19 protein-coding genes are annotated in these 24,132 nt (G+C 55.6%); 10 read left to right on the top strand and 9 right to left on the bottom strand.

The window, feature by feature from the left end:
• Position 1: 1 nt before the first annotated feature.
• On the top strand, positions 2-784 hold the full coding sequence (locus KF752_12905) for a sugar phosphate isomerase/epimerase (GenBank protein MBX3422445.1): 783 nt from the start codon (positions 2-4) through the stop codon (positions 782-784).
• A 224-nt stretch (positions 785-1,008) separates the two neighbouring features.
• Here KF752_12905 and KF752_12900 read toward each other — a convergent pair whose 3' ends face one another.
• Positions 1,009-1,836 carry an NAD(P)-dependent oxidoreductase gene (locus tag KF752_12900; protein MBX3422444.1) on the bottom strand — a complete coding sequence of 276 codons (828 nt, stop codon included), beginning with the start codon at positions 1,834-1,836 and terminating at the stop codon, positions 1,009-1,011.
• A gap of 409 nt (positions 1,837-2,245) precedes the next feature.
• Between KF752_12900 and KF752_12895 the strand changes: the two genes are divergently transcribed.
• Positions 2,246-3,145: an NAD(P)-dependent oxidoreductase gene (locus KF752_12895; protein MBX3422443.1), complete on the top strand. Its 900-nt coding sequence runs from the start codon at positions 2,246-2,248 to the stop codon at positions 3,143-3,145.
• Positions 3,135-4,379, top strand: coding sequence for an MFS transporter (locus KF752_12890; GenBank protein ID MBX3422442.1), 1,245 nt, complete (start codon positions 3,135-3,137; stop codon positions 4,377-4,379). Before KF752_12895 ends, KF752_12890 begins: the two co-directional genes overlap by 11 nt.
• A gap of 31 nt (positions 4,380-4,410) precedes the next feature.
• Here KF752_12890 and KF752_12885 read toward each other — a convergent pair whose 3' ends face one another.
• From KF752_12885 to KF752_12870, 4 genes are all read right to left on the bottom strand, one after another.
• Positions 4,411-6,369, bottom strand: coding sequence for a trypsin-like peptidase domain-containing protein (locus tag KF752_12885; protein ID MBX3422441.1), 1,959 nt, complete (start codon positions 6,367-6,369; stop codon positions 4,411-4,413).
• 226 nt (positions 6,370-6,595) lie between these two features.
• Entirely contained in the window at positions 6,596-7,384 is a 789-nt protein-coding gene (locus KF752_12880) for an SDR family oxidoreductase (protein ID MBX3422440.1), read from the bottom strand.
• Positions 7,385-7,462: 78 nt separating this feature from the next.
• The gene (rnhA, locus tag KF752_12875) at positions 7,463-7,912 is read right to left on the bottom strand and encodes a ribonuclease HI (protein MBX3422439.1); all 450 of its coding nucleotides are present in this window, start codon (positions 7,910-7,912) and stop codon (positions 7,463-7,465) included.
• Positions 7,913-8,004: 92 nt separating this feature from the next.
• Complete coding sequence (locus KF752_12870; GenBank protein MBX3422438.1) at positions 8,005-10,050, bottom strand: preprotein translocase subunit SecA; 2,046 nt, start codon at positions 10,048-10,050, stop codon at positions 8,005-8,007.
• A 304-nt stretch (positions 10,051-10,354) separates the two neighbouring features.
• Here KF752_12870 and KF752_12865 point away from each other — a divergent pair, with 304 nt between their 5' ends.
• Positions 10,355-11,743 carry a BBP7 family outer membrane beta-barrel protein gene (locus KF752_12865; GenBank protein MBX3422437.1) on the top strand — a complete coding sequence of 463 codons (1,389 nt, stop codon included), beginning with the start codon at positions 10,355-10,357 and terminating at the stop codon, positions 11,741-11,743.
• A gap of 30 nt (positions 11,744-11,773) precedes the next feature.
• On the opposite strand, the gene KF752_12860 is transcribed toward KF752_12865, so the two are convergent.
• Positions 11,774-13,093, bottom strand: coding sequence for a hypothetical protein (locus KF752_12860; protein ID MBX3422436.1), 1,320 nt, complete (start codon positions 13,091-13,093; stop codon positions 11,774-11,776).
• 300 nt (positions 13,094-13,393) lie between these two features.
• Here KF752_12860 and KF752_12855 point away from each other — a divergent pair, with 300 nt between their 5' ends.
• From KF752_12855 to KF752_12840, 4 genes are all read left to right on the top strand, one after another.
• Positions 13,394-14,509, top strand: a complete 1,116-nt coding sequence (locus KF752_12855) for an acyl-CoA/acyl-ACP dehydrogenase (GenBank protein MBX3422435.1) — start codon at positions 13,394-13,396, stop codon at positions 14,507-14,509.
• A gap of 327 nt (positions 14,510-14,836) precedes the next feature.
• Positions 14,837-16,495 (top strand): FtsX-like permease family protein, encoded by a 1,659-nt coding sequence (locus KF752_12850; GenBank protein ID MBX3422434.1) that lies wholly within the window; start codon positions 14,837-14,839, stop codon positions 16,493-16,495.
• Complete coding sequence (locus tag KF752_12845) at positions 16,488-17,291, top strand: ABC transporter ATP-binding protein (GenBank protein ID MBX3422433.1); 804 nt, start codon at positions 16,488-16,490, stop codon at positions 17,289-17,291. The genes KF752_12850 and KF752_12845 overlap by 8 nt, the downstream gene beginning before the upstream one ends.
• 163 nt (positions 17,292-17,454) lie before the next feature.
• Entirely contained in the window at positions 17,455-18,843 is a 1,389-nt protein-coding gene (locus KF752_12840; GenBank protein ID MBX3422432.1) for a Gfo/Idh/MocA family oxidoreductase, read from the top strand.
• 106 nt (positions 18,844-18,949) lie between these two features.
• Here KF752_12840 and KF752_12835 read toward each other — a convergent pair whose 3' ends face one another.
• Positions 18,950-19,363 (bottom strand): hypothetical protein, encoded by a 414-nt coding sequence (locus KF752_12835; GenBank protein ID MBX3422431.1) that lies wholly within the window; start codon positions 19,361-19,363, stop codon positions 18,950-18,952.
• Positions 19,364-19,766: 403 nt separating this feature from the next.
• On the opposite strand from KF752_12835, the gene KF752_12830 reads away from it, so the two are divergent.
• A complete protein-coding gene (locus KF752_12830) occupies positions 19,767-20,399 on the top strand; it encodes a response regulator transcription factor (GenBank protein ID MBX3422430.1) in 633 nt (210 codons plus the stop codon).
• 137 nt (positions 20,400-20,536) lie between these two features.
• Positions 20,537-21,217 (top strand): tetratricopeptide repeat protein, encoded by a 681-nt coding sequence (locus KF752_12825; protein MBX3422429.1) that lies wholly within the window; start codon positions 20,537-20,539, stop codon positions 21,215-21,217.
• A 109-nt stretch (positions 21,218-21,326) separates the two neighbouring features.
• Here KF752_12825 and KF752_12820 read toward each other — a convergent pair whose 3' ends face one another.
• Entirely contained in the window at positions 21,327-22,754 is a 1,428-nt protein-coding gene (locus KF752_12820) for an aspartate aminotransferase family protein (GenBank protein ID MBX3422428.1), read from the bottom strand.
• Between the two features lie 59 nt (positions 22,755-22,813).
• Positions 22,814-24,118: a Gfo/Idh/MocA family oxidoreductase gene (locus KF752_12815; GenBank protein ID MBX3422427.1), complete on the bottom strand. Its 1,305-nt coding sequence runs from the start codon at positions 24,116-24,118 to the stop codon at positions 22,814-22,816.
• Between the last annotated feature and the right edge of the window lie 14 nt (positions 24,119-24,132).

Raw genomic sequence — 24,132 nt, 5'->3', positions numbered from 1 at the left:
TGTGCCAGAATTGAAAATCGCCATCGCCTTATCCGGTGTACGTATGCCGTTTAAGAAAGCTTTGCACACAGCGGCCAAAATGGGTGCCAGTGGTATCGAAATCGACGCCCGAAATGGCATTCAGCCCAGCGAAATTAGCGATACTGGACGTCGCCAGATTCTCAAGATGCTTACCGATCTGAATTTAACGGTTGCAGCGGTTCGCTATCCGACTCGACGCGGTTACGATGTGATCGACGACCTGGACCGGCGACTTGAGGCAACCAAACAGGCCATGACGTTTGCCTACAGTCTTGGTGCCAGGATCGTCATCAATGCAGTGGGGATTGTCCCTGAGGACGATCAACACCCGGCTCGCTCTCAACTACTGGCCAGCTTGACCGATCTGGCCCGCCACGGTGAGCGTGTTGGAGCCGTCTTGGCCTGTGAAACAGGGAGTGAACCCTGCCCAGTACTGGTTCGACTTTTGGATCAAGTGCCAGGGGGATCGCTGGGCATCCACTTCAATCCAGCACGATTGATCCTGGCCAATCACTACACCCCCCAAGACATTCGCATCTGCGCTCATTACGTGCGATCAGTGGCAGCGCGTGATGCTGTACGTGATTTTTCACAACGCCGGGGAATTGAAGTCAAAGTCGGACGCGGCTCGGCTGAGTTCCCTGAAATCCTGGGCGTACTGGAAGAGCACCGATTTAATGGCTGGTTTGTGTTGGAACGCGCTGGTGCAGGTGACGCCATCCAAGAGATGTCTGATGCGCTGGCGTATTTGAGGGCACTGTAATTGGCGGTGGTTCAGCAGATGCAGCGCGCCAAGGTAACCATTCACACTATTGGCAGGGCAGGACCAGCGGGGTGATGAGCAACCACCAAGCAATGCAAATACTGAACTATTTGCACAACAATCAAACACGACTACGCAATGATCTCGCCGCGCGCCGGCTCACCCCGCCAGTCGATAGGTTTGATAGGCATGCAGTGCATTACCCGCTAGATGTTGCCTAGCGGTTATACGAAGAAGTCGGGGGCCAGTTTTTCGGGAGGAAGGCTGTCGTCGACTTGGTAACTACGCAAGTCGACAATGCCTTGCTGAGCTAGCACTTCATCGTCGATCGCAAAATTGCCGGTGAATTCGCGACTGGGCTTGGTCAGAATCGCATGGGCAGCATCGGCCATGATATCGGGCTTGCGGCTAAGTCGCATGATTTTGTCACCACCTAACAAATTCTGAATTGCCGCCGTGGCAATCGTAGTTCGTGGCCACAGCGCATTAAAGGCGATACCTTCTTGACGAAACTCCTCGGCCATACCCAACACACACATGCTCATCCCAAACTTAGCCATAGTGTACGCGACATGCGGCGCAAACCAGCGAGCTTCCATGTTCAGCGGTGGTGAAATCATCAATACGTGTGGATTGGTAGCCTTTTTCAGGTGAGGCACCGCGTACTTGCAGCACACGAACGTCCCGCGTGTGTTAACACCATGCATCAGGTCATAACGTTTCATTTCAACCGCTTCTGTACCTACTAAGTTGATGGCACTGGCGTTGTTGACCAAGATGTCGATCCCGCCGAATTCAGCGGCCGCTTTAGCAAAAGCATCTCGTACCTGTTCTTCATGCCGTATATCGACGGCCAGAGGCAGCGCATTACCGCCTGCTTGACGAATCTCATTGGCAGCAGTGTAGATCGTTCCTGTCAGTTTGGGATGAGGTTCGGCAGTCTTGGCTGCTATCACTACATTCGCCCCGTCTCGCGCAGCACGTAACCCAATGGCCAACCCAATCCCCCGACTGGCTCCGGTAATAAACAAGGTCTTGTTCTTAAGGCTCATTGCCGTTCTCCGCTAAGTGACGTCAGATCCAACCACACCTGGGCGAGCGCCCCTGCAGACCCCAACCGTAGCCACCATCGACAGACAGTGGCTGGACTGAAGCTCCACCATCGGGCGACGTTGGCTACTACACTGGCCGCTCGCATCACGCGGCCAGCAAGTTTACTCAGGAAATGACTGGTTTTGGATGGGGGCGCTTGGCTCGCAGCCAATCTTGAGTCGAGAATTTCCTTTCATGCGTATTCCCATACGTCTGGCCGTGAGTGTAGCTCTCTCCATCCAATGGTCAGTGGCGGTTTAGCAATCCCTGGTCGTCCCTGGAAACTTCAATCCGTCAGTCTGTGGTGGGGCGGTGCGACACGCTATACTGCCTGGAATGAGTGGATAGCATTTCCAGCGCGGGTGTAAATTGAAAGCTGATAGCCAGGACTCGACGGACGGTTCTCTGCCTCCAATTGTTGGACTGATTGGCGTTGGCTTGATGGGCACCGCTATTGGCCAGCGACTGTTGGATCAAGGATACCAGGTGTTTGCCTGGAATCGCAGCCGCGACGAAGCCCAAGCATTGCTGGACTACGGCGCACAGTGGAGCGACAACCCGTTGGAATCCTGCGATCGCGTCATCGTCAGTTTGTACTCAAGCCCAATCGTCCATGAGGTCCTCCAGAATCTGCAGAGCGGTTTTCGACCTGGTAGCATCTTGATCGACACAACGACCGGCGATCCAGACGACGCCTGCCGCGCCAGTCAATGGCTGCGCAAATACCGAGTTGGATATCTGGAAGCCCCAGTCTCTGGGTCGAGCGTACAAATGCGAACTGGAGAGGCGGTCATCTTGGTGGGTGGAGATCGAGCTGACTACGAAGCCTGTGTTGACCTGTGGAAGTCACTTGCACACGCTGCGTATTACATTGGCCCTTCCGGATCAGCCGCGCGGATGAAGTTAATCACCAATCTGGTACTGGGGCTGAATCGCGCTGCCCTGGCTGAAGGGCTGACCTACGCTCAAGCTTTGGGAGTCGATCCAGCGACCGCCCTGGATGTCTTGAAGCATAGCGCGGCTGCATCACGCGTGATGGAATCGAAAGGCGATAAAATGCTGCGAGGCGACTTTAGCGTTCAAGCTAAGCTGTCACAGCATCGCAAAGATGTGTACTTGATTCTCAAGACGGCCCGTGAAGCTGGTCTAGACCTGCCGCTGACGCTGACCCATCGTCAACTGCTTGATCTGGCTCAGCAGGCAGGTCTGGGGGAATTGGATAATAGCGCGATCATCTCCGTGTACCGCAGGCGGACTGATGAGCAATGATTCACAGCTGACTCGGCCCACAGGTGCGTTGGTTCTGATAACGACGCTGTTGGCCCTATTTTTGGATGGAGTCGAGTTGGGTCTGATGCCGGTTGCGTCGCTGTCGGTTTCCAAGAGTTTACTGGGTACCGATTTCACACCGCAGCTTGGTGGCGATTGGTTCGCACGTTACACCGCCGCTTTGATGCTGGGGGCCGCCCTGGGCGGCATCGCGCTGGGGTGGTTGGGGGATCGCATTGGCAGGTCGCGTGCAATGGGACTGAGCATTCTGTTTTATTCGCTGTTTGCCGGCTTGGGCTCGTGGGTACAGACTCAAGAACAGATGCTGCTACTTCGTTTTATGGTGGGACTGGGAGTCGGCGGGCTGTGGCCTAACGGTATGGCGCTGGTCAGCGAATGTTGGCCAGGGGCTTCTCGACCTTTCGTTTCCGGCATCATGATGGCCGGCTTGAACGCGGGAATCTTGGCGCTGTCACAGGCGGTGCGACTGTGGCCCATCACCGCCGATTCGTGGCGATGGGCATTTCAATTGGCGGCGTTGCCTGCGGTGCTGGGAGCCTTTACACTTGTCTGGTTACCCGAATCGCCGCAATGGCTGGCGACGCGACATGCACTTTCTGGCTACTCGCCAAAGCCACCGCTGGCCGAGCTATTTCGCGGAGGCCTCCTAGCCAGGACACTCACCGGAATTGTCATCAGCGCTATACCGATGGTCGGTGCGTGGTCGGCCAGCAAATGGATGATCCCCTGGGCAGATAGCGTAGCGGGCTCGAGCAACCTGAGCTACAAAGCGGCCACACAAGGCTGGTGGGCGCTCGGCGCAACCCTGGGAAGCTTTTTTGGCGCTCAGCTCGCACACTGGCTAGGCCGTCGTCTAAGCTACTTTTTGATTAGCCTGCTGACCTTTGCTAGTACGATGACGATGTTCTTGTGGTCCGCGCCTTTACAGCCTTCGTTTCAACCAATCGTATTCGCACAGGGTTTTCTGGCGACGTTGTTTTTTGGTTGGCTGGCGCTGGCATTGCCCGAGTTATTCCCGGTTCGCGTGCGCGCGACTGGTAGCGGCCTGTGCTACAACTCGGGGCGCTTCGCAACAGCCACTGGAGTGCTGTTGGCCGGAGCTATCTTCACAGCGCTAGGCGGAGATTACTCGCGCGTTGGTGCCATTTGCGGATTGATCTATGCCTTGGGCATAGTTGTGATTTGGTTGGTGCCCTGGCAGGAACCACCATAGTTCGCAACAGGTCGATTGATTTTGATAAGACCTAGCCTCCGTTTTGTCGAACGAAATCTACCACCGCACTTTGGGGCACCGCAAACGATCGCACTCGACTGTAGCGGGCAGTGTTCAAGCCTACCCAATTGCCTTGCAGATCGAACACAGGACCTCCGCATTCATGGACGCCCAACGTCGCATCGTGACAAAAGACCTCTGGAAATCCATCGCGCCGGAGACTCTTTGCTACGAGATCGGCGGCATGATTGGCCGACGAGGGAACAGTACCCAGCACGATTTCAACCTCAAACTGCTGTGAATTGCGAAGCACGGTGGCTTGCAACTTGGCATGCGGATCGCTGTTTCCCAATTGATGCAGCACATCTCCACGCTGGCGAATGGCACGCCCATCCAATTTGACGATCACATCGCCAACGACCAAGCCGGCCCGCTGGGCCGCTCCGTCGTCGACCTGAATTAACACGGCTCCACCTTGGGGATGATCGCGGAGCACGACCCCTAAATAACCTTTGCTTGCTTCACGCTGTGACTGAAAAATTGACGAGCCTACGATGCTTACATAGCCCGGACCTTCTGGGTCAGCTGAAACTAGCAGTTGCCCCGGGCGGGGTTGAGACGCGGATTTGACCAAATGAACGCCATCTGCGTTCGGCTGCGGTGAACGCAATAGAACCAAGTCCCATTGGGCATCTCTAGCAACCACCTCCAACTCAATCCTCTGTCGGCCATCGAGCAAAATCGGAAGTTGCTCGACAAGTGAACTCTTGCCGACTAACCAGCGACTTTGCGCAATCGCAATTACAGGACAGCGCAACAACCTGTCGTGACGCTGCTCGGATTCCGTAGTTACCGTGCTCGCCCGCTGACTTTCGACGATCCGGCAAACATCATCCAGGCGGTCTTCCAGCGCCGCGAATTGTTGAGGGAAGGCTTCCAATCGCTTCAAGGATTCAGGCAAATCTGTGATCACTGCAGGTGGTGAATCCAAACCGGCAAAGCGTTCAGCCTTTGGCGTGCTCAACCGTTCTCTAGGGACCCAATACTCAACTTGATCCATGCCGCGCAACACGGCAACATTAAATTGTTCGGCCTGGGAATCAATCGCTTTTTCGAGTTGCGGTCGCAGATCGTCCAAGCAGGTTAAGTTGGCGTCATGCACGCGAGTCAGCACGTCCGCAGCCTGCAATCCAATTTGCTGAGCAAGGCTTCCGTCGAATACTTGCACAATGGTAATGCCGCTACGATCAGGAGTATCTTCGCCGACAAACCCAAGCTTGGGTACGGCGCGACCATGCAGACTACTAAACGTCTCAGGAATGTTCAATTGATCCCAATACTGCCGAAAAACTTCGACGGGCACATCAAAGTTCTGGTCCATGCGCGCACCAATTCGCGAATGAATGGCAATCAGTTGCCCGTTTAAATCGACCAATGCTCCACCAGAATCACCGGGTTCCATCAGCGCACTGGACTGCAACAAACGCCCTGGGCGCAGCGAGCGCTGTACGAATCCTAGCCGAACCACTGGCTGGCGGTCGGCGCGCTGTCCTCCGGGGTAGCTGAGACTCAGGCACGGCTGATCAGACCGCAATCCGGCCGTACTTCCCAAAGGCAGATACGGCAAACTGTCGGGGTATTCGATTTTTATCAGACCGCAGTCGATCCGTTCGCCCCGCATCTGTTCGCATTTACCCAGCGCTTGCCCCCTGAAACGTCGGCCATCAGGCAGCGAAATCGTATACGTCAAACCTGGCTGAATGGTATGACCAGCGGTGAACACATGCCCCTGAGGGCTAACAATCACACCGCTGAATGCAGATCCTGGCCGGTGTATTTCCACCACTGCGGGTGAAGCTGCTTGGACTGCGGCATAGATGCGCTCCTGCAACTGTCCGACAGAGCTCGGCTGTCCGGAACAGTGCGCGGAAAATACACCAAGTGCAAAGGTGCTCCACAGTACCATCGTCCACAAATGTCGAGTCGGCATAGCTGGTCTCCTGAGTCGAGATCCAAAGGTCTCCGTCATTCTAACGAAGGGGATCCCTCAATGACAATCTATACACTTTGGGTCGATAGCCCAATGTATCGACCTCGGTTGGCCGGAATAGCAAGTCAACTCTGACGATCGCGGGCCAATACAGGTCCGTCGAAGTTGCTTTATATCGACCCGGTGGTTTACAAGCGAGCGGGGAAACGGCTTGTGTCGGTGGACACTAATGTGCCGTCCAACCCCCGTCGACCGCCAACATGCTGCCGGTCGTGTAGCTGCTGGCGGGGCTGGCCAAATAGATGGCCGCTCCCTGAATCTCTTCCATCCGCCCCCACCGCTTGAGGGCAACGCAATCATCAACCAGCTGCCGGCCTTCATCGGTGTCGGCAATCGGTACGTTCATCTCGGTTAAGAATGGTCCGGGGCACAGTGCGTTGCAAGTGATACCGCTATCTGCCAGTTCAAGCGCCAGCGAACGTGTCAACTGCGCGACCGCCCCCTTGCTACTGGCATAGGGCGTGCGCTTGGCCAAGCCAACCGATGCCAGCGCGCTGGCCAGATTGATGATCCGGCCGTAGCGGGCTTGCTTCATCTTGGGAACCACGCTACGACATGTGTTCCAGGTACCGTGTACATTGGTTCGTATGACCCGATCAAAATCTTGTGGACACATCTGCTCGATCGCCCCACGAATGTTGATGCCAGCGCTGTTGACCAGAATGTCGATTCGTCGCCAGCGCACCCAAGCCGCCTGAACCATCCGCTCGACAGCCGCCAGATCGGTAACGTCACAGCCGTATCCAAACGAATCCAGCGCATAGCGATCGACCAGATCCATAGCTGCGGCGACCGCTTGACTAGTAGCGCGACTAACCAACATCGTTCTTGCACCCGCAGATGCCAAGCCAGCGGCGATGGCCAGTCCTAGTCCTTTCGAACCTCCCGTAATGATTGCCGTCCGGCCGGCCAAATTGAACAGTTCGACTCCCGGTAATTCAACGGATGCTGACATGATTGGCACTCACTGATGAAATGCGACGCCACAAAATGACTGAGCGCGGAAAAATTTGACAATTTGCAAACGGACCGATCAGCGATAGTTCTCGCTGGCGGCCACGGCCAGTTCGTCACAGCGTTCGTTTTCCGGGTGACCGCTGTGTCCACGCACATGATGGTAGCTTAGTTGATGCTGCTGGACGAGCTGATCCAGAGCTTGCCATAGCTCCACGTTTTTCACCGGTACCCGGCGGCTCCCGTCCTTGCGTTTCCAACCATTACGTTTCCAACCCGCCATCCACTCCCGCAATCCCTGCAACACATAGGTACTATCAGAGTATAGCTTAACCTGACAACTTTTCTTGAGCGTTTTCAGTCCCTCGATGACCGCCATCAGCTCCATACGATTGTTGGTGCTATCCCGTTCACCACCGCTGCCTTCCAGTTCTTTGCCGGTTTTAATATCGCGCAGGATAAACGCCCAGCCACCTGGTCCAGGATTTCCGCTGCAGGCACCGTCCGTATACAGATACACTTCACGCAAAGTGGTGCGGGAATGAGCAGATTTGGGTGTGGTGGATGTCAAAGAAATCTCCAGCGAGCTGCACGACACGGTTGAAAAGAGGTCAAGCTTGATCACTCGGCTGTATCCAAGTACGGATCCTGGCCAATTTCGCGCTGCATCTTGGTGCGTTCGCGCTCATGATGCAACAACATCATACGGTCGCGAAAGTGCTTCCGTTCGACTTTGCGCTGTGCCTTGCGAAACATGCCGGCCAGCGAGTGAAAGCTGCGGCCCCCCGCCTCGCCCAATTTCTTCAACGCTTCAAACCGCTTGTACCCGTAAGCGTTGCGCAGGATATCATCGTCCAGCGAGAGGTATTGGCAATACGAACCGGGATCGCCCTGGCGTCCACAGCGCCCGATCAATTGCCGATCAATCCGAGCTGCGTCGTGTAGCTCGGTGCATATCACGTGCAGGCCCCCAAGTTCTCGAACATCGTCGGCGATTTTGATATCCGTCCCGCGGCCAGCCATATTGGTGGCCACGGTCACTTTGCCACGCACCCCAGCCGCCTCGACGATCTCGGCCTCGCGAGCCACCTCGTTGGCGTTAAGTACCTGATGTTCGATGCCGGCCTCGTTCAATAATTGAGACAGGATCATCGACTTGTCAATGGACCGAGTACCCACGAGTACCGGTCTTCCTTGCTGGTTCAAGTGCGTGATCTCTTGGACGATCGCCCGAAATTTCTCCAGCATGGTACCGTACACTTGATCGGGCAAGCGTTGGCGGCGGGGCGGGCGGTTGGTCGGCACCAACACGACGGGAGATTTGTAAATCTTAGTCAACTCACGGGCGCTGGTGGCCGCTGTTCCGGTCATGCCTGCAATGTGCCGATAACGATGGAATAAATCCTGTACGGTGATACGAGCCGCCTGACCGGTCGGAACCGATACTTCGATTTTTTCCTTGGCTTCGATGGCTTGATGTATCCCGTCACGCCACTTGCGTCCCTCAGCCAGTCGCCCCGTAAACTCGTCGACAATCACAATCTCGCCATCACGCACCACGTAATGGCGGTCCAGATAAAACTCATGATGCACCTTGATTGCCCGCTCGGTGTACTCATACAAGTCGATCAAGGCCACTTGCCGCATCACGTCGTCACGAGGCAAACTGCGAACCAGCGCGCGACCACGACTGGTCAATTCGACTTTGCGTTTATCTTCATCCAGTGTCCAATGATCATCTCGCAGGTACTTTTCAGCGTGCTCAGCGGCCCAACGGTATGTAGCGATCACGGTTTCGCGTGTCTCGTCGCCCAGCGACCCGATGATCAGTGGTGTGCGTGCCTCGTCGATCAAGATGCTATCGGCCTCGTCCACCAGCGCAAAGTGTAGCGGCCGCTGAACAGGTTCGTCACCATGCCCCGTCCAACGCTCCGAACTACCTTCACCCAAAAAATCGCTCAGCAGTCGCCCTTGGGCCCGAAGCAATAGCCGATCGCGTAGAAAATCAAAGCCAAACTCTTTGGCTGTCCCATAAGTAATATCGGCTGCGTAGGCCGCACGGCGCTGATCTTGGCTGCTGTCCGTTAACACGACCCCGACGCTTACGCCCAGTCGGTCGTAGATGGGTTTCATCCACTGGGCGTCGCGCGCGGCCAGATAATCATTCACCGTCGCTAAATGTGCGCCCTTGCCGGACAGACAGTGCAAATACAACGGCAATGTGGCCGTTAACGTCTTGCCCTCCCCGGTCTGCATCTCAGTGATACAGCCGTCAAACAACGCTGCGCCGCCGGCGATTTGGACGTCGAAATGCCGCATTTGCAAACTGCGCCGTCCAGCCTCACGCACCAGAGCAAAGGCTTCTGGCAAAAGCTCCTCCAGCGCCTGACCGCTCATCGCGCGGTATCGCAACGAAAGACTACTCTTGCGAATTTTATCGTCAGGCAATTGCCGCATCGCCGGCTCGAGACCGGCGACCATTTTCAACGCCCCTATCCATTTCCGTACTCGCAATGCAGCCAATCCAGGCAGTGCCAGACCCGATGTAACTCTGGGATTGGATGGCAGCTTACCGCTATCGGGCGGAATAGCAGTACCGAAATCGGGCACAGGATTGACGTCGGCTGCAGGCGGCAGGGCTTCAGATTGGGTCGAACTGCTTGGCATAGGGTGTTGCTTGCAATTGCTCAGCTAGAAGTACGGCCAAATATGCCTCAGCCCGTCGCCACGACATCCGTCAAACTCGATGGCCTTCCTTAGCCAGGACCGCTCAGACCTCAATTGTATCAGCATTTGCAGCGATCCGCAGGGCAAATCCGGACCGAGACAGGTCTCTCAGCAGTGCTACTGTCAAAATGCAAAACCTGCGTTGAGTGTTCCGGATGTTCGATTTTTTCTTGCGGTATCGGTAGCACGGACCGATCTATGTGTAACGACTGTGAGACTCGATCCATTTAGTGAGAATAGAACGATGAAAAGTAGAATCTTGGCATTGATCACGTTGCTTTCCACTTGGACTTGGCAGCCTACCGCCGTGGCCCAAAGCGACATGCACTTCACTCCCAGCGCTGCAGTGCGTAGCCTCCAGGACGATTCGGGCAGTGCTACCCCGACCTTCAGTACCCCTGCCGCCAAGTCTCGAAACGTCAGCTTGGCATCGTCGAGCGGCCAGGATGTCGATCTGAGCGTAATTGCACCGTCCGCGCAGAACTATACACCCTACGATTTGTCGAGCCAATCGATTGGTGGCTGCGCGCAATGCACTTCGGACTGCGGCAGCGGCGGCTTGGGATGCGGTCGCTACGGATGTGCCATCCCCTCGTGCGGTTGGCTTTCTGCCGAGACACTGCTGTTCTTTGCGGCTGACCGACAGTCACCACCGCTGGTCATGACAGCTCAGGACGGGGTGAATCCTTTGGATGGTCAAGTTGCATTTGGCCAAACCTTCGAATCCGGCGTGTTACCCGGATTTCGTGTCTCTGCAGGTCGCTACTTGGGATCGTGCGGCCGCTTGGGCGTGGGTGCGCGAGCTTACGGAATTTTTGACGACCGCAATGATTACTCTATAACCAGCGACGGCTCAACTTCTGTTGGAGTACCGTTCTACAATCCCCTGCTGACACCGAATGCTGGCACCGATGCTTTTATCGTGGCGGGCAATCTGCCTAATAGCGACCCCATTTCGACTGGCAGCCTGCAAGCGGGTGAGCGACTATCGATGATCGGAGCGGAGGCTTCCGGATATGTATTGCTCAGCCGTACAGCCTGCCACCGTTTCGATATGGTCGCGGGATATACCTACAATCAATTGCGGAACTCGGTATTTCAAAACTTTGTCTCGACCAACCTGTTCGACGGGGATGGCATCGTTGATGGAACAGTGTTTCAATATAATGATCGATTCGCGACGGAAAACCAATTCAATGGAGCCCACCTGGGCGTGCTAAGCTCGGTGGTACGTAAGCGTGTCAACCTGTCGACGCTGGCCAAAGTTAGCTTTGGCAACATGAGGACGCGAACACAGATCTCGGGCAGCGGGTCAACGACAGTACCCGGTAATCCACCGGATGTTGATCAGCATGCTGGCTTTTTTGCACGGGCGAGTAACATTGGCAACCAGGAAGACAATCGCTTCGCATTCATTCCTGAACTAGGAATCAAGCTGGGCTATTGCGTCCGCCCCAATGTACAACTGAGCGTCGGTTATACACTGCTGATGTGGTCGTCAGTTGGACTAGCCGGACAGCAGATTGATCCGGTCGTCGATACACTGGATCAAACTGGCTATCCACGGCAACTAAATCAATTGTCCGCCTACTGGATGCAAAGCGTAGACCTTGGCTTGACTTGGTCCTATTGATCGTGACATCTCCACTGCGTTCCAGCCGCTTTACTGAACAGGATCGGTTGCCAGCCGAGTTGCGACTTGTGCCGGCACCGCATCCAGTTCGCGTAACTGCTCTGACAATCTCTGCAATTCTCGCGCGGTCTTTTCCAATTGTTGGCTGAGCGCTAGACGCAATTGCTGTTGTCGCTCTGCTGCTGACTGCTCAATTGCCAACAAGTCATCGGGGGCGGATGGCGAGTGGACAGTAGCACCGCTGCCAGCGTCCCAGGAATCGCTACTGACACCAGTCTGTTCACTGGTTGTTGACGGCGCACTGTCGAGGGCCGATGAAGTTGATGCAAACGACGGGGAAGATGAATCTGCGGTAATGCTGGGAACATGACTCCACTGTCGAACCTGCTGAGCTGGCAACAGAAATTCACGACCGTCAAGCGGTAGAATCACGAACAACGGGTTGCTGGATCGACTTCCACCCTGTGTGCGACGGTGGCTACCGATAGATTCAATTTCGCTGCTGGTGGCCGGGCTTGATAATTCGGCCGCCAGACGCAACCCACGTTGCCATGCATGCTGGCCCAAGCCAGATACGTTCGGGCTCAGTTGCCCGGCCACCATGCCGATTCGCGAAGCAGTTTGGCGTTCTACCGGCTTGTCGAAAACTGCAATCCAGAACGCCACTGCTTTGTGTAAAAATTCTCGAGCTTGAGCCAGCTCAACAGGCGTCGGTGAACTGGGGACAGGCTCTGCAATTGCCAACTCGCGGTCGGGAATGACCGTCACAAAATTGGTTGCCAGGTCCTGGATCGAAAACCCGTCCAAGCGATTCAAACCGCGATAGCTTTGATCGACTCGCCAGTCCCAGATCCCTGTCACGGCCGGCTTGGCTAACGCAACAGCCCTTTCGGCAGTCAGCGGCAGGTCAGTCAGTGGCAGGACTGCTCGCCCGTCAATCAGACCAGGTTCGAACTGCACGCAATCCTCGATTCGTTGCTGCTGGTTCAAGTAGTTGGGGCCAATCGTCCAACTCGGTGGCTGAAGACTCTCCAAAGCTTCGATCGGCACGACCGCCGTCGGTGGCAGGGCCATAGGCTTTGGTAGCAGAGCAGGCAGCGAAGCAAGTTCCGTCACGCTGGGACGCAGGTCCAGAATGGTAGGCTTGCTGGCAAATTGCCTTGGGCCGAGACCAACTTCGGCCAAGTTTTGCAAAGTAATGGCATCCGCCAATCTAAACGAAAGGGGCGAAACCGCTGCTCCCGACTCCAGGCTGGGAAAATCATGCGCTGCGCCGAACTGGCATACGCACGCCAGCAGTGCTGTTGCGACGAATGGCCGCCAACACATGTATGCCAATCCCGTTTTCATGCGAAGCACTCTCTCCTAACTACAAAGCTTGCCGATTTGGAATACTCAATCGTCTTTAGCTAGCATGACAATTCCCATTTCCTGCGAAATCTGCCAGTAGCTAGTATTAAACAGTTCCGAACGGGCAGTTTTGAACGGCTGTTCCTGTATTAACGACAGTGAATTGCAACGGACATTTCAGCTCGACCGACCACCGCTGAACCGTGCTGTGGTTTACAATGATGGCATTGGCCTGTGCGTCTGAAGTACCGGCATCTTCAGACCTCGCACGTCGCATGCCCCAAGTGAAGGCGGTTCAAAGTGCTGGACGATACGAGATTCTCAGTAGAGCAGCTCGCCAAGTCACCAGGTATTGCCGATCGGTTGTTGCCTGTGTGCCAGGCGCTCAGCGAGCGTGCCGATGAAGTTGATCGCGGTGGTGGTTGGCCATCCGAGTCGTTGGAGTGCTGCGCTGCTGCTGGCGTCTATCGTTGGTTTCTGCCGCCCCAGTATGATGGCTGGGGATGGAACCAGGCGCAAATTCTGGCGGGCCTCTTGGGGTTAAGTCAAAGCTGTCTGACCACAACATTTATAGTTACACAGTGGCACGCCGCTTGCCGCCGCATCCAATCAAGTACCAATTCGGCGCTGCGAGATCGAGTGCTGCCACAGATGGCCAATGGCCAGCTGTTCGCAACCGTAGGCATCAGCCATCTGACCACCAGTCGTCAGCATGTGTCTACACCTGTCCTGCGAGCCACCACGGCAGGTGAAGGCTATCAGCTAGATGGCTTTTCGCCTTGGGTCACCGGAGCTAGCGCAGCGCATTTGCTGGTGCTAGGTGCCACACTGCCCGATGGACAACAGATTTTGGCTGCAGTACCACGCCAGGCAACGGGAGTCACCTGCCATCCCGGCCAGAGTTTACTGGCGCTCAGTGCGACCTGCACTGACCGCGTGGAAGTGGCCGGTGTCACGATTCGAAACGAGGACATTGTGGCCGGTCCCGCTCAACAGGTCATGCAAGTGAACACCGGTGGCGAGGGAGGAGCCGGCGGTTTGCACACCTCAATTCTGGCCATTGGCCTTTCGATGCGAGCCGTCGAGTTCTTGCAACACGAAGCGCGTCAGCGTCCCGCGCTTCGAGCTGTGGCCGACAAGTTGGCCAGCGACGTCTCACGCTTGCACCGAGTTCTTCAAGCTATGTCGGCTGGCCAAGCTGTGATGACTGCCACCGGACTTCGTCAACAGGCAAACTCGCTGGTACTGCGAACCACCCAAGCCGCCTTGCAAGCCGCCAAAGGCGCTGGATTCGTTCAAGGACATCCCGCCGGACGCTGGGCGCGAGAAGCGCTGTTCTTCCTGGTGTGGAGTTGCCCACAAACCGTCGTAGACGCTAACTTATGCGAATTAGCTGGGTTGGATTCACTAGGCTAGTGTCACGTAGCCTGCCGTGAAGCCTTAGCTGTGACGCAACGCCTGAGCGGGATGCAACGTCAGCCGCCGTGTAGTTGAAGACAGATGACACAGTATTGCAATTGCCCATAGCCTGACGCGGATCATTGGTCACCTGGCTGCGAACTACTATGCTAGCTTTACCAACGCGCTGGATTTGAACTACTTATTGGCAATTCTGCCGCTCGCAAAATCTCCGTATCGCCCGTAGAACGGGTTCAGTACACTCGCGGCAACTTGCAGCCCTGCTCGCTAACTGCGACCGGTACAGGGCATTACATGAGTACTCAAGGCTACAGGGACCGGTAGATGTATCGATGGCTGTTATGTTGGCGATATCTGCGCACACGGTTCATTGCGTTGGCAAGCGTAATCAGTGTGACGCTGGGAGTTGCCACGTTGCTCATCGTCAATGCAGTGATGGACGGCTTTGTGACCGAAATGCAGGATCGCATACATGGCATTCTGTCGGATGTGGTCATTGAGAGTCACAGCGCCAGTGGCATGCCCAATCACGAACAACTGCAGAGCCGCATCCGGCAAATCGTGGGCGATCAAATCGAAGGTATGACCACCGTTGTTCACGTGCCGGCCATGGTCTGTATTGATCATCGTGGTGAATCGATCACCCGACAAATCAACTTGATTGGCATCGACACCCAGACGTATTCCAAGGTCAGCGACTTCAGCAAGTACCTGTTGCATCCCGAGAACTGCCGATTACTTTCCTTCGGACTGCGTGAGTCCGGTTACGCACCCGATCGACAAGGCTTCCCTGACTCCGGTTGGCAGCATCGTCGGCAAGTTGCGGCCGGGCGCAAGCGGATCGCTCAGCTACAAGCCGAAATCGAACAACAGCGTCAACAACGAATTCAACTCTTGCAGCAGCATATCGATAGCCAACCCTTGATTGGACCTGGCGAAGGGTCACTGGCCACCGACGAAAGTGACGGCGACTCACGGCAGTCGTCCGAAAGTCAAATACCGCTACTCACCACCGATGCCACTGTAGATTCTCCGCCAGTCGCGTCGTCACTCTTGTCCGGCCCTGGGCTAGATGCTGTGGACACACGTCCCGAAGATGTTGGCAAATTGTTTGATCCTGAAGTGGATCAGCATACCGGCATCGTGATGGGGATAAGCATCGGGGCAACTCGTTATCGAGATCAATACGACGAAGTGCACGACTATTACTATGTGCAGCCCGGAGACGATGTCAAAGTCACCTTTCCATCGGCGGGCACCAGCCCACGAGCCATCGAGCAGCGTTTTACGGTAGTCGATTTCTACGAAAGCAAAATGAGCGAATACGATTCGACCTTCGCCTTTGTGCCCCTGGATCAATTGCAGCAATTCCGAGGCATGTCAGCTGATGCCGTCAGCAGTATTCAACTCAAACTCAAACCGGGTGCAGACCTGGAAGCGGTTCGAGATCGACTGCGAGCCCAGTTTCCGCTGGAGATGATGATCCAAGTCAATTCTTGGCGAGATCTGCAGGGCCCGCTGCTAGCCGCGACGCAGATGGAGATCACCTTGTTGAACATCCTGCTGTTCCTGATTATCGCTGTGGCAGGTTTCGGCATTCTGGCCATTTTCTTTATGATCGTGGTCGAGAAGACCAAAGATATCGGCATCTTGAAGTCCCTGGGAGCCAGCGGTCGGGGTGTCGCGTCGATCTTTCTGGGTTATGGCCTGCTGCTGGGGTTGGTAGGCGCCGGAGCTGGGGCTGTGGCCGGGTTATTGTTTGTTGATAACATCGATGGCGTGGCCGAGATGACCGAGTTGATAACCGGCCGCGAAGTTTTTGATCCTACGATCTATTACTTCCAGTCGATACCCACGATCGTCCGTCCTGTCATGGTAATCTGTGTGGTGGCGGGAGCGATTTCCATAGCCGTCTTGGCAAGTGTTTTACCGGCGTTACGCGCCGCACGCATGCATCCTGTGGAGGCACTTCGTTATGAATAGTGCTGCCGGCCAATCGCCGCTAAAAATCGTCGCCGACGAAACCACACCGTGGTATCGCAGTCCTTCGCAACCGTCCTATCCGGCCAATCTGCGCGTCGTCGATGCGTGTCTGCTAGAGGCGCGCCAAGTCAGCAAGACCTATCGCAAGGGTCGCCATGAAGTACCGGTCTTGATCGACTGCGACTTTCAGGCCGCTGCCGGCAAGGTAACCGCCATACTTGGGCAAAGCGGCTCCGGCAAAAGCACCTTGCTCCACCTGCTGGGTACTTTGGACCCACCCGACCAAGGCGAAATTCTCTTTGACGGTCAGCGAATTGATAATTTGCCGCGCCGCCATCGCGATCATTTTCGCAATACTAAGCTGGGCATGATTTTTCAGTTTTATCATCTGCTACCCGAAATTACGGCCCTGCAAAACGTGCTCATGCCGTTGATGATTCGCAGTGGCGTATTTTCCTACTTGCGACATCGCCGCGAGATCATTGATCGAGCCAAAGAGCTGTTGGTGCGCGTTGGCCTGGAGCATCGAATGCACCACAAGCCACGTGAACTGTCCGGTGGCGAAATGCAACGCGCAGCCATCGCTCGGGCGTTGGTGACTCAACCTCAACTGCTGCTGGCCGACGAGCCGACCGGGAATCTGGATCGCAAGACGGGTGGCGCCATTCTGGATTTAATTCTGGAGCTGAACCAGCAGGACGGCCTGACCATTGTGATGGTCACTCACGACGAGTCGATCGCGCGCACCTGCGATCGCACCATCCGCCTCCAGGACGGCCGCATCGAAGGCGCTTGAGCCGACCCAAGGACCAACAAAAACGGCGGCCAGGGCGGTTGCCATCACTGGCTGGAACAACCACAATAACTGAGTTGTCTAGCCGCTCCCTGTGGTACTGCAGAAATGGAGCGGTCCCGCCTTCAGCTCCCAATCGATAATTCCATCCATCCGAGGATTCCACATGACCGCCAAGCGTCGCCTGACCACTCGCCGTCAATTTGTTCAAACCGCTGCTGCAACCGGGTTGGTTAGCAGCGCACCCTGGATACTGCCCAAACTTTGTGCGGCTCAAGCACCGAGCGATCGACTAGGCGTGGCGTGCATCGGCGTGGGCGGCCGTGGTTCCGGAATTGGAGCAGAAGCCGCCGACTTGGGGCAAATCATCGCCTGTTGTGACGTCAGCGCATCCAACGCTCATAACTTTGCCGACGGCCAGGCAAAAAAGGAACGGCAGTGCAAGGTCTACAACGACTATCGCGAAATGTTGGAGCAGGAACCGGGTATCGACTTGGTCACCATCGGCACGCCCGACCATTGGCATGTGAAGATCGCCATCGACGCCATGAAGGCTGGTAAACACGTTTATTGCGAGAAGCCGCTGACGTTGACGCTTGAGGAAGGACAATTGGTCCAACAAGCGGTACAGAAGTATGGCAGAATATTCCAGGTTGGAACCCAGCAGCGCACCGAGCACGAAGGACGATTTATCAAAGCAGTCGCGATCGCTCGCAGTGGTCGCTTGGGCAGTAAGCTGGAAGCGGTCAGTTCGGTGGGTAAGTCATCCTCTCGCAGTCCAGACAAGAACAAGCCCTTTGGGCCGTTCGAAAATTCGCCTCCTCCGGAAGGCTTTGATTGGGATTTGTGGTTGGGCCCAGCACCCAGAGTCGATTTTTGTCCTGAGCGCGTCGGCTGGAATTTCCGCTGGTGGTTCGAGTATTCTGGTGGGCAAGTGACCGACTGGGGCGTGCATCACACCGACATCGCTTTTTGGGCTTTGGCTGGCGACGAGGGACAGGCAGTCGAAGCTGAGGGAACAGGCGAGTTCATGGGTACAGAGCGTCAGCAGTCGCTCGATTTTCTACTTGGCAAGATTGCGCCCGATCAGATGCCAGTGGCTTTCAATGTGGCTCACTCGTTCGATGTCGACGTCACGTTATCCACGGGCAATAAGATCAAGGTGCTCAGCGGAACCAACGAACTAGTGATCACCGGGGAACTTGGCAAGATTCGCGTCAATCGCGGGTCGCTGACGGGTACTCCGGTCGAAGAGGTCGATGCAGACCCGCAAGCCAAACGCGAAATCGAAGAGGCGATGGTGCAAATCTACGGCGGCGAAATTCCCAGGAGCCACATGGTAAATTTCTTCGATAGCATCCGCAGCGGTCGCCAGCCTGTAGCCAATGTCCGTGAACACGTGCGCGCCGTTAACGCAACGCACCTGGCCAATGTTGCGCTGCTGACCGGACGCAAAGTGCAATTTGATCCGGCTGCAATCAACTTTCCCGGTGATGCGGAGGCTAATCAGTTAGTTCGTCGCACGCGGCGAGCCGGTTTCGAGATTGAGATTTAGCACGGGTATCTGCTGACCCGGCCACATTATCGACACAATGCTTGGTCTGGCGATGATCTATTGCCAGTCAGCATCTGCTTGCGACAGTCAATGGAAAATCTGCTGGCTACCGCTGCCACTGCAGGTTCGGCGCGTTGTCACTGAAGTTAGCTCGCACAACCGGGGGCGTGTCCACAGGGTATGAGCTGCCGTCAGGTAAAGTATTGTTGAGAAGCGGAGCTGGGTAGCTGGATGCCGCTTGGGCTGGTACCGTGAATTGAGCTGCGGCGACATCTGCACTAGGTGTAGTGCTCAAGTATTCGGCGTTTGCCAGACCTGCGGCGGGTTGAATGGCAGGCGAAACTGCCGATTGAGCACCCATCGTATTGTTATAGTAGGCACCTGGCATTGGGTAAGATCCAGTGCCTGGTGGCGGCACGCGTGTCATGCTTTGCATAGGATAGCCCCCGCCGCACATGTTTTGGCAGCCACTCAGAGCCAATAGGCTCATTCCAAGGATTCCGACGATTCTTGTACGCATTGCAAAGACTCCTTGACGTTTTGATCCTGGCCAGATTGAAAATTCCACGACCCCGCATGTCAGGACGTAAGTCCTTTATCTACTGGACTCTATAGCTTTTCGGCCCCCGAACCAAGGTCATTTTCAACCATTCTCCGTAGCACGGACCCTCATTCCTGAGCCGGCTTCCAAATGCGCTCGGAAATCTAGCAAATTCAGTCCGATAAACATGCTCGCCAAAACACGCGGCTTGCGCTCCCGCCCCACTCCCCCACCTTTTGACCGTGCCTGTAGCTAATGATGCCTTCCCAATCCAAAATTGAGGTAGCTCGACGAATTGCATCAATGGTTTACTCGCTGCCGAAAGCTATTAAACTGATAACTAGTCCAACTTGGTACCATCGTACCACCTGAGAGAATCAGAATGACCATTTCATTGATCGTCGCCGACGACCACCACATCGTCCGCATCGGAATCCGTAATTTGCTGGCGGACAGCGGTGTAGAGGTAATTGAAGAGGCGGCAACGGGCGACGAGTTGCTGGCGAAACTTGCGCAGCGGCAACCGAATGTTGTGCTGTTGGATGTACGCTTGCCGGGCGGCGATGGGCTGCATTTCCTTGGTCGAATTAAGATTTCCCACCCAACCTTGCCGGTAATACTCTTCTCCACTTATGACAATCCGACCTACATCGCCCGGGCGGTCGCGCTGGGGGCATCGGGTTACGTTTTGAAGAGTGAACCTCGCGAACGTCTATTAGAAGCAATCCAAACCGCGTTGCGTGGCGAATTGGCCTGGACACGCGAAGAGTTGCGACGCGTGACTGGAGCGTTGGCCACGCCGCGGGTCGTCTCAGACATCGAAGTCCCCCTGACACAGCGCGAAAGCGAGGTGTTAGAGCAACTGGCTAGTGGGCTCACAAACAAAGAAATTGCTCAGTCGCTTGGAATCAGCTACGAAACCGTGAAGGAACACGTTCAGCATATTCTGCGAAAGATCGGCGTTTCTGATCGAACTCAAGCTGCTGTGTGGGCAGTGCGCAAAGGATTGATATAATCAGCCCTCAAGGAGACACGCGGCTCCGATTTTGTTCTTCACAGTTCGTGCATTGAAAAGGGGCAGCAATGTGCTCTCGCCGTACAATCGTCTGTTTGATTCTGTGGGCTGGTATCGGTTCCAGCTGGTCACTTTCAATGCCACTGGCAGTGGCGCAAAGTGAACTGGCACTGGCAGATGAAGTTTACGCTGGTGGCGACCTCGGTGCTTACAAACGCTCCGCCGGTATGTACGCCAAGATTTCTGACGGGACACCCAAGGATTATGAGGCTGCCTGGAAGGCAGCTCGCGCTTATCGCCAGTACGCCAGTTACTCCAAGGAGCAAGACGTTGACGATTGGGAGACGATTTGTCGCGAGTACGGCAAACAAGGCATGAAATATGGCGAGCGTGCCATCGCCAATAATCCGAAAGGTGTCGAAGGATATTTTTGGTACGGATGTGCCGTTGGAAACTATTCAGACGGTGTCAGCATTGCGACGGCACTTAGCGAAGGGCTAAAGGGCAAAACTCAGGCCAATCTCGAAAAGGCGTACGAGATCGACAAGACGTATCGAGATGGCGGTCCCATCAAGGCCATTGGTCGATTCTGGTATGTATTGCCTTGGCCCTTGACCGACAAGAAGCGTTCCCTTGAGTATCTGCGCGAGATGCAACAACTGTATCCTGACGATCCAGAGGGGCAAGTGTTTTTGGGAGAACTTCTGATCGACATGAAGGAAAAAGCGGAAGCCAAAAAACTTCTAGAGAAAGCCGCCAGGTCGGAAAACAGCTACTATGCGAATGAGGCCAAGCGTTTGTTAGCCAAAGTGAATTAGCCAGTTCACATGAAGCTATGCTCGCCAGAGCCTGGTCAATTCGCCCCGTCTCCTGGTGCTGCCTCCGCGTTTTGGTGAACGTGGCTACAGGGGTTTCTGGCAAATACGGCTACAGTAGGTTCTGGCTAACGATCCTGTACATCGCCTCCAGGTACCGCTGGGCCTCGTCGCAGGGCATGGTCAGTGGCGGACTGATGCGAATCACTGTGCCTGCCAGCGGGCCGAGCAAATGAATGGCCAATCCGTCGGCGCCACCTAAATAACAGGCATGAACAATTTCCACAGCCACTTGCTGGGCGGATCGTCCGCCTGCTGCTTGACACTCGATTCCCCACACACAACCTTCCCCGCGCACATGCGCGATTAGCCCGGTGTCTTGGAGTCGCAATAATCCTTGACGAATGACTTCGGACAATTGGCTGGCGTGCTGCAGTACGTCGGTCGCTTCAAACTCATCCAGCGTCGCCAGCACGCCGGCGCTGGCCAATGGATTGGCGCTCCAAGTGTCTGAACCTTCGCCATAAGCCAACGCCGCAAAAACGTCGGACCGGCCAACGGCTGCGCTAACTGGAATACCATTTCCCAAACCCTTGCCCAAGCAAACGATATCCGGCTGGATGCCATAGCGCGTGTACGCGTACATCGGTCCCGTGCGACCAAAGTTGGCTTGGATTTCATCCAGTATCAGCAGGGCTTGGTGTTGGCGACAGAAGTGCTCCAGCAATTGCAAGTATTCAGGTTGCGGGTGAAACGAACCACCTCCACCCAGATACGGCTCGGTAATCAAGCAAGCAATGCGATTGCCGCACTGCTTAGATATCTCTTCTAGCTCGCGCTGATAGATTGCCAAATCAATCGGCTGCTCTCGACGATGCACATTGATGCATTCTTGTTTGGGGAAGCCGATAAAGCGTACTCGTGGATCACGATCCGCATCTTGTTCGCTGCCGGTCACCGCTCCGGCCAGCCCCTTCTTGCCATGAAATCCGCCGCGCGTAGCCAAAATCAGATTGCGATTTCGATCCAGCGCCAACGCTGCCCACAGCGCCTTTTGAATGGCTTCGCTGCCACTGGCCGCCCACATCACGCGCTCCATCCGCTGGCCGCCAGGCTGCCCTTGCATATTGGCCAACAGACGTTCGCAGGCCATGACCTCTAATTCTGTCACGGCGTTGTAGGCGGTCAGTGGTAATGCGGGAAAGTAGCCTGCTGGACTTTCTGGTTGGCCTGCAGGTTCATTTGGAAACCGCTCCAGTCCCAAGTACTTCAGAACCCTCTGCCACCAACGGGTCGGGTTGTGACCTAAATTGGCAACCAACACACCCGAAGTGAAATCGGCCAACTTGCGGCCATCGGATGTCCAGTGATAGCTGCCCGCGCTGCGTGCCAAGATGGCCTGAGTGGGCGTAAAGGTCCGCAGTGCCAGCGGTTCAACCCGTTGCATTCTCTGCCGCCACTGGTTGGACTGCGGTTCAGCGGGATGTTCAATGGCTGGAGTTTCCATAGCAGGAACCGCAGTGGCATGCTGTTTCGTCATAAAACCCAATCCTACAAATTGTCTACGCGCTGAAAATGTGCATCCATTCACATCAATCGTTACACCGCAGGCTGGTACAACACATGACTTGATCCACTAGGCTCACGCAGAACGACACCACCCTCGGGCGCGTTGATATCGACCACACAATTTGCGACTCCCTGGACCTGGCGCTTCAGAATCGCTTCCAGTGCTTGCACAGCCGCAACTATCTGGCGATCAGCCGACAGGTCATTGTAATCGAGCGCCTGGACCTGGGCTAAGCGATCACCGCGTTCTGTTTGTGCGCCGCCAAATTCAACTAGAGCAACTTCTCTGGCAAACCTTTCGATGGTTTCGATGCCATAGCCGCGCTGTGCTCGTATCCCATACGGCTCGAGGACTTCTGCGTTGTAGTGATTGTTCATCGTGATCTTGGTTTCCAGTGGCGTGCGGCCCTCGATCGTACACTCGACGCCTCGCTTGCGGCTGTGCCCGTTCCAGACCCCATTGTCGAAGCGAAACTGCACTTCCTGCTCCACATAGCCAGGAAAATTGTCGGGCGTCACCCAACTGGTGTGGATATCAAATGCCGCCTGACGGCCGTCGGAGTACTGGTAAATCAAACGCAATTGGGTCGAATCCCAGGTCGAGCCATCGGCGGGGCCGACCAAGCCTCGTTGGCCCGAGCACAGAACATGCCGCAGCCGCCCACCAAAAGTAAAGTCGATCAGCTTGACATAGTGCACCGCCACATACGTTCCAGGATTGCGGCCCGTGATCCACTCAGCGAATTGCGAGCCTGAAATCACTTTGGGCTCCAGCAGCGAACAGTAGCCGTGGTTGACATGCCGCAATAACCCGTCCACAACCAACGTACGCAGTTTCTTGTGATCTGGATCTAACAGCTTATGGTAGACAACTTTCGCCAGGACACCGCGCTGACGAGCCAACTCGGTCAAGCGATCTAACTCGGCCAGCGATAGCACCGAAGGCTTTTCGATTAGCACATGCTTACCGGCCTCCAGTGCGGCCAGTGCAGCCTGAAAGTGCCGATCGTCCGGCGTGGCGATGCAGACAAAATCCACCTCGCTGCTCAGCAGCTGCTCGATAGCCCGCTCGCCAGACCAGCTCGTAAAATCACCGATTCGCTGGCCTGCCGACTGACGATACGTCTCGGCGCGTGTTCCCGTGCGGCTGGCAACTGCGGCCAGTTCGATCTCGCACACGCCGAATCTTCGGTCATATAGCGCATCGCGACGAACCTTCTCGAAGAAAGGACGATAGGTTTCTTCAAAGATCATTCCCATTCCCACCATGCCGGCGCGGAGGCGATGGGGGGCCGGCGAGTTCGTCAAAGCGGGGCTTGAGGCTGGTTTTTTCATGGTCAGCAGCATAC

This window comes from Pirellulaceae bacterium, assembly GCA_019636385.1.
Lineage (GTDB): Bacteria > Planctomycetota > Planctomycetia > Pirellulales > Pirellulaceae > Aureliella.
Note: the sequence above shows the minus strand (reverse complement) of the source record. Positions and strands in the feature narration are given on the sequence as shown.

What these genes read in the sequence shown, in the direction of transcription:
- KF752_12830 (MBX3422430.1), top strand. Translation starts at nt 19,767, where the DNA reads ATGACCATTTCATTGATCGTCGCCGACGACCACCACATCGTCCGCATC.
- KF752_12885 (MBX3422441.1), bottom strand. Translation starts at nt 6,369, where the DNA reads ATGCCGACTCGACATTTGTGGACGATGGTACTGTGGAGCACCTTTGCA.
- KF752_12865 (MBX3422437.1), top strand. Translation starts at nt 10,355, where the DNA reads ATGAAAAGTAGAATCTTGGCATTGATCACGTTGCTTTCCACTTGGACT.
- KF752_12860 (MBX3422436.1), bottom strand. Translation starts at nt 13,093, where the DNA reads ATGAAAACGGGATTGGCATACATGTGTTGGCGGCCATTCGTCGCAACA.
- KF752_12890 (MBX3422442.1), top strand. Translation starts at nt 3,135, where the DNA reads ATGAGCAATGATTCACAGCTGACTCGGCCCACAGGTGCGTTGGTTCTG.
- KF752_12820 (MBX3422428.1), bottom strand. Translation starts at nt 22,754, where the DNA reads ATGACGAAACAGCATGCCACTGCGGTTCCTGCTATGGAAACTCCAGCC.
- KF752_12840 (MBX3422432.1), top strand. Translation starts at nt 17,455, where the DNA reads ATGACCGCCAAGCGTCGCCTGACCACTCGCCGTCAATTTGTTCAAACC.
- KF752_12850 (MBX3422434.1), top strand. Translation starts at nt 14,837, where the DNA reads ATGTATCGATGGCTGTTATGTTGGCGATATCTGCGCACACGGTTCATT.
- KF752_12835 (MBX3422431.1), bottom strand. Translation starts at nt 19,363, where the DNA reads ATGCGTACAAGAATCGTCGGAATCCTTGGAATGAGCCTATTGGCTCTG.
- KF752_12845 (MBX3422433.1), top strand. Translation starts at nt 16,488, where the DNA reads ATGAATAGTGCTGCCGGCCAATCGCCGCTAAAAATCGTCGCCGACGAA.
- KF752_12825 (MBX3422429.1), top strand. Translation starts at nt 20,537, where the DNA reads ATGCCACTGGCAGTGGCGCAAAGTGAACTGGCACTGGCAGATGAAGTT.
- KF752_12870 (MBX3422438.1), bottom strand. Translation starts at nt 10,050, where the DNA reads ATGCCAAGCAGTTCGACCCAATCTGAAGCCCTGCCGCCTGCAGCCGAC.
- KF752_12880 (MBX3422440.1), bottom strand. Translation starts at nt 7,384, where the DNA reads ATGTCAGCATCCGTTGAATTACCGGGAGTCGAACTGTTCAATTTGGCC.
- KF752_12900 (MBX3422444.1), bottom strand. Translation starts at nt 1,836, where the DNA reads ATGAGCCTTAAGAACAAGACCTTGTTTATTACCGGAGCCAGTCGGGGG.
- KF752_12815 (MBX3422427.1), bottom strand. Translation starts at nt 24,118, where the DNA reads ATGAAAAAACCAGCCTCAAGCCCCGCTTTGACGAACTCGCCGGCCCCC.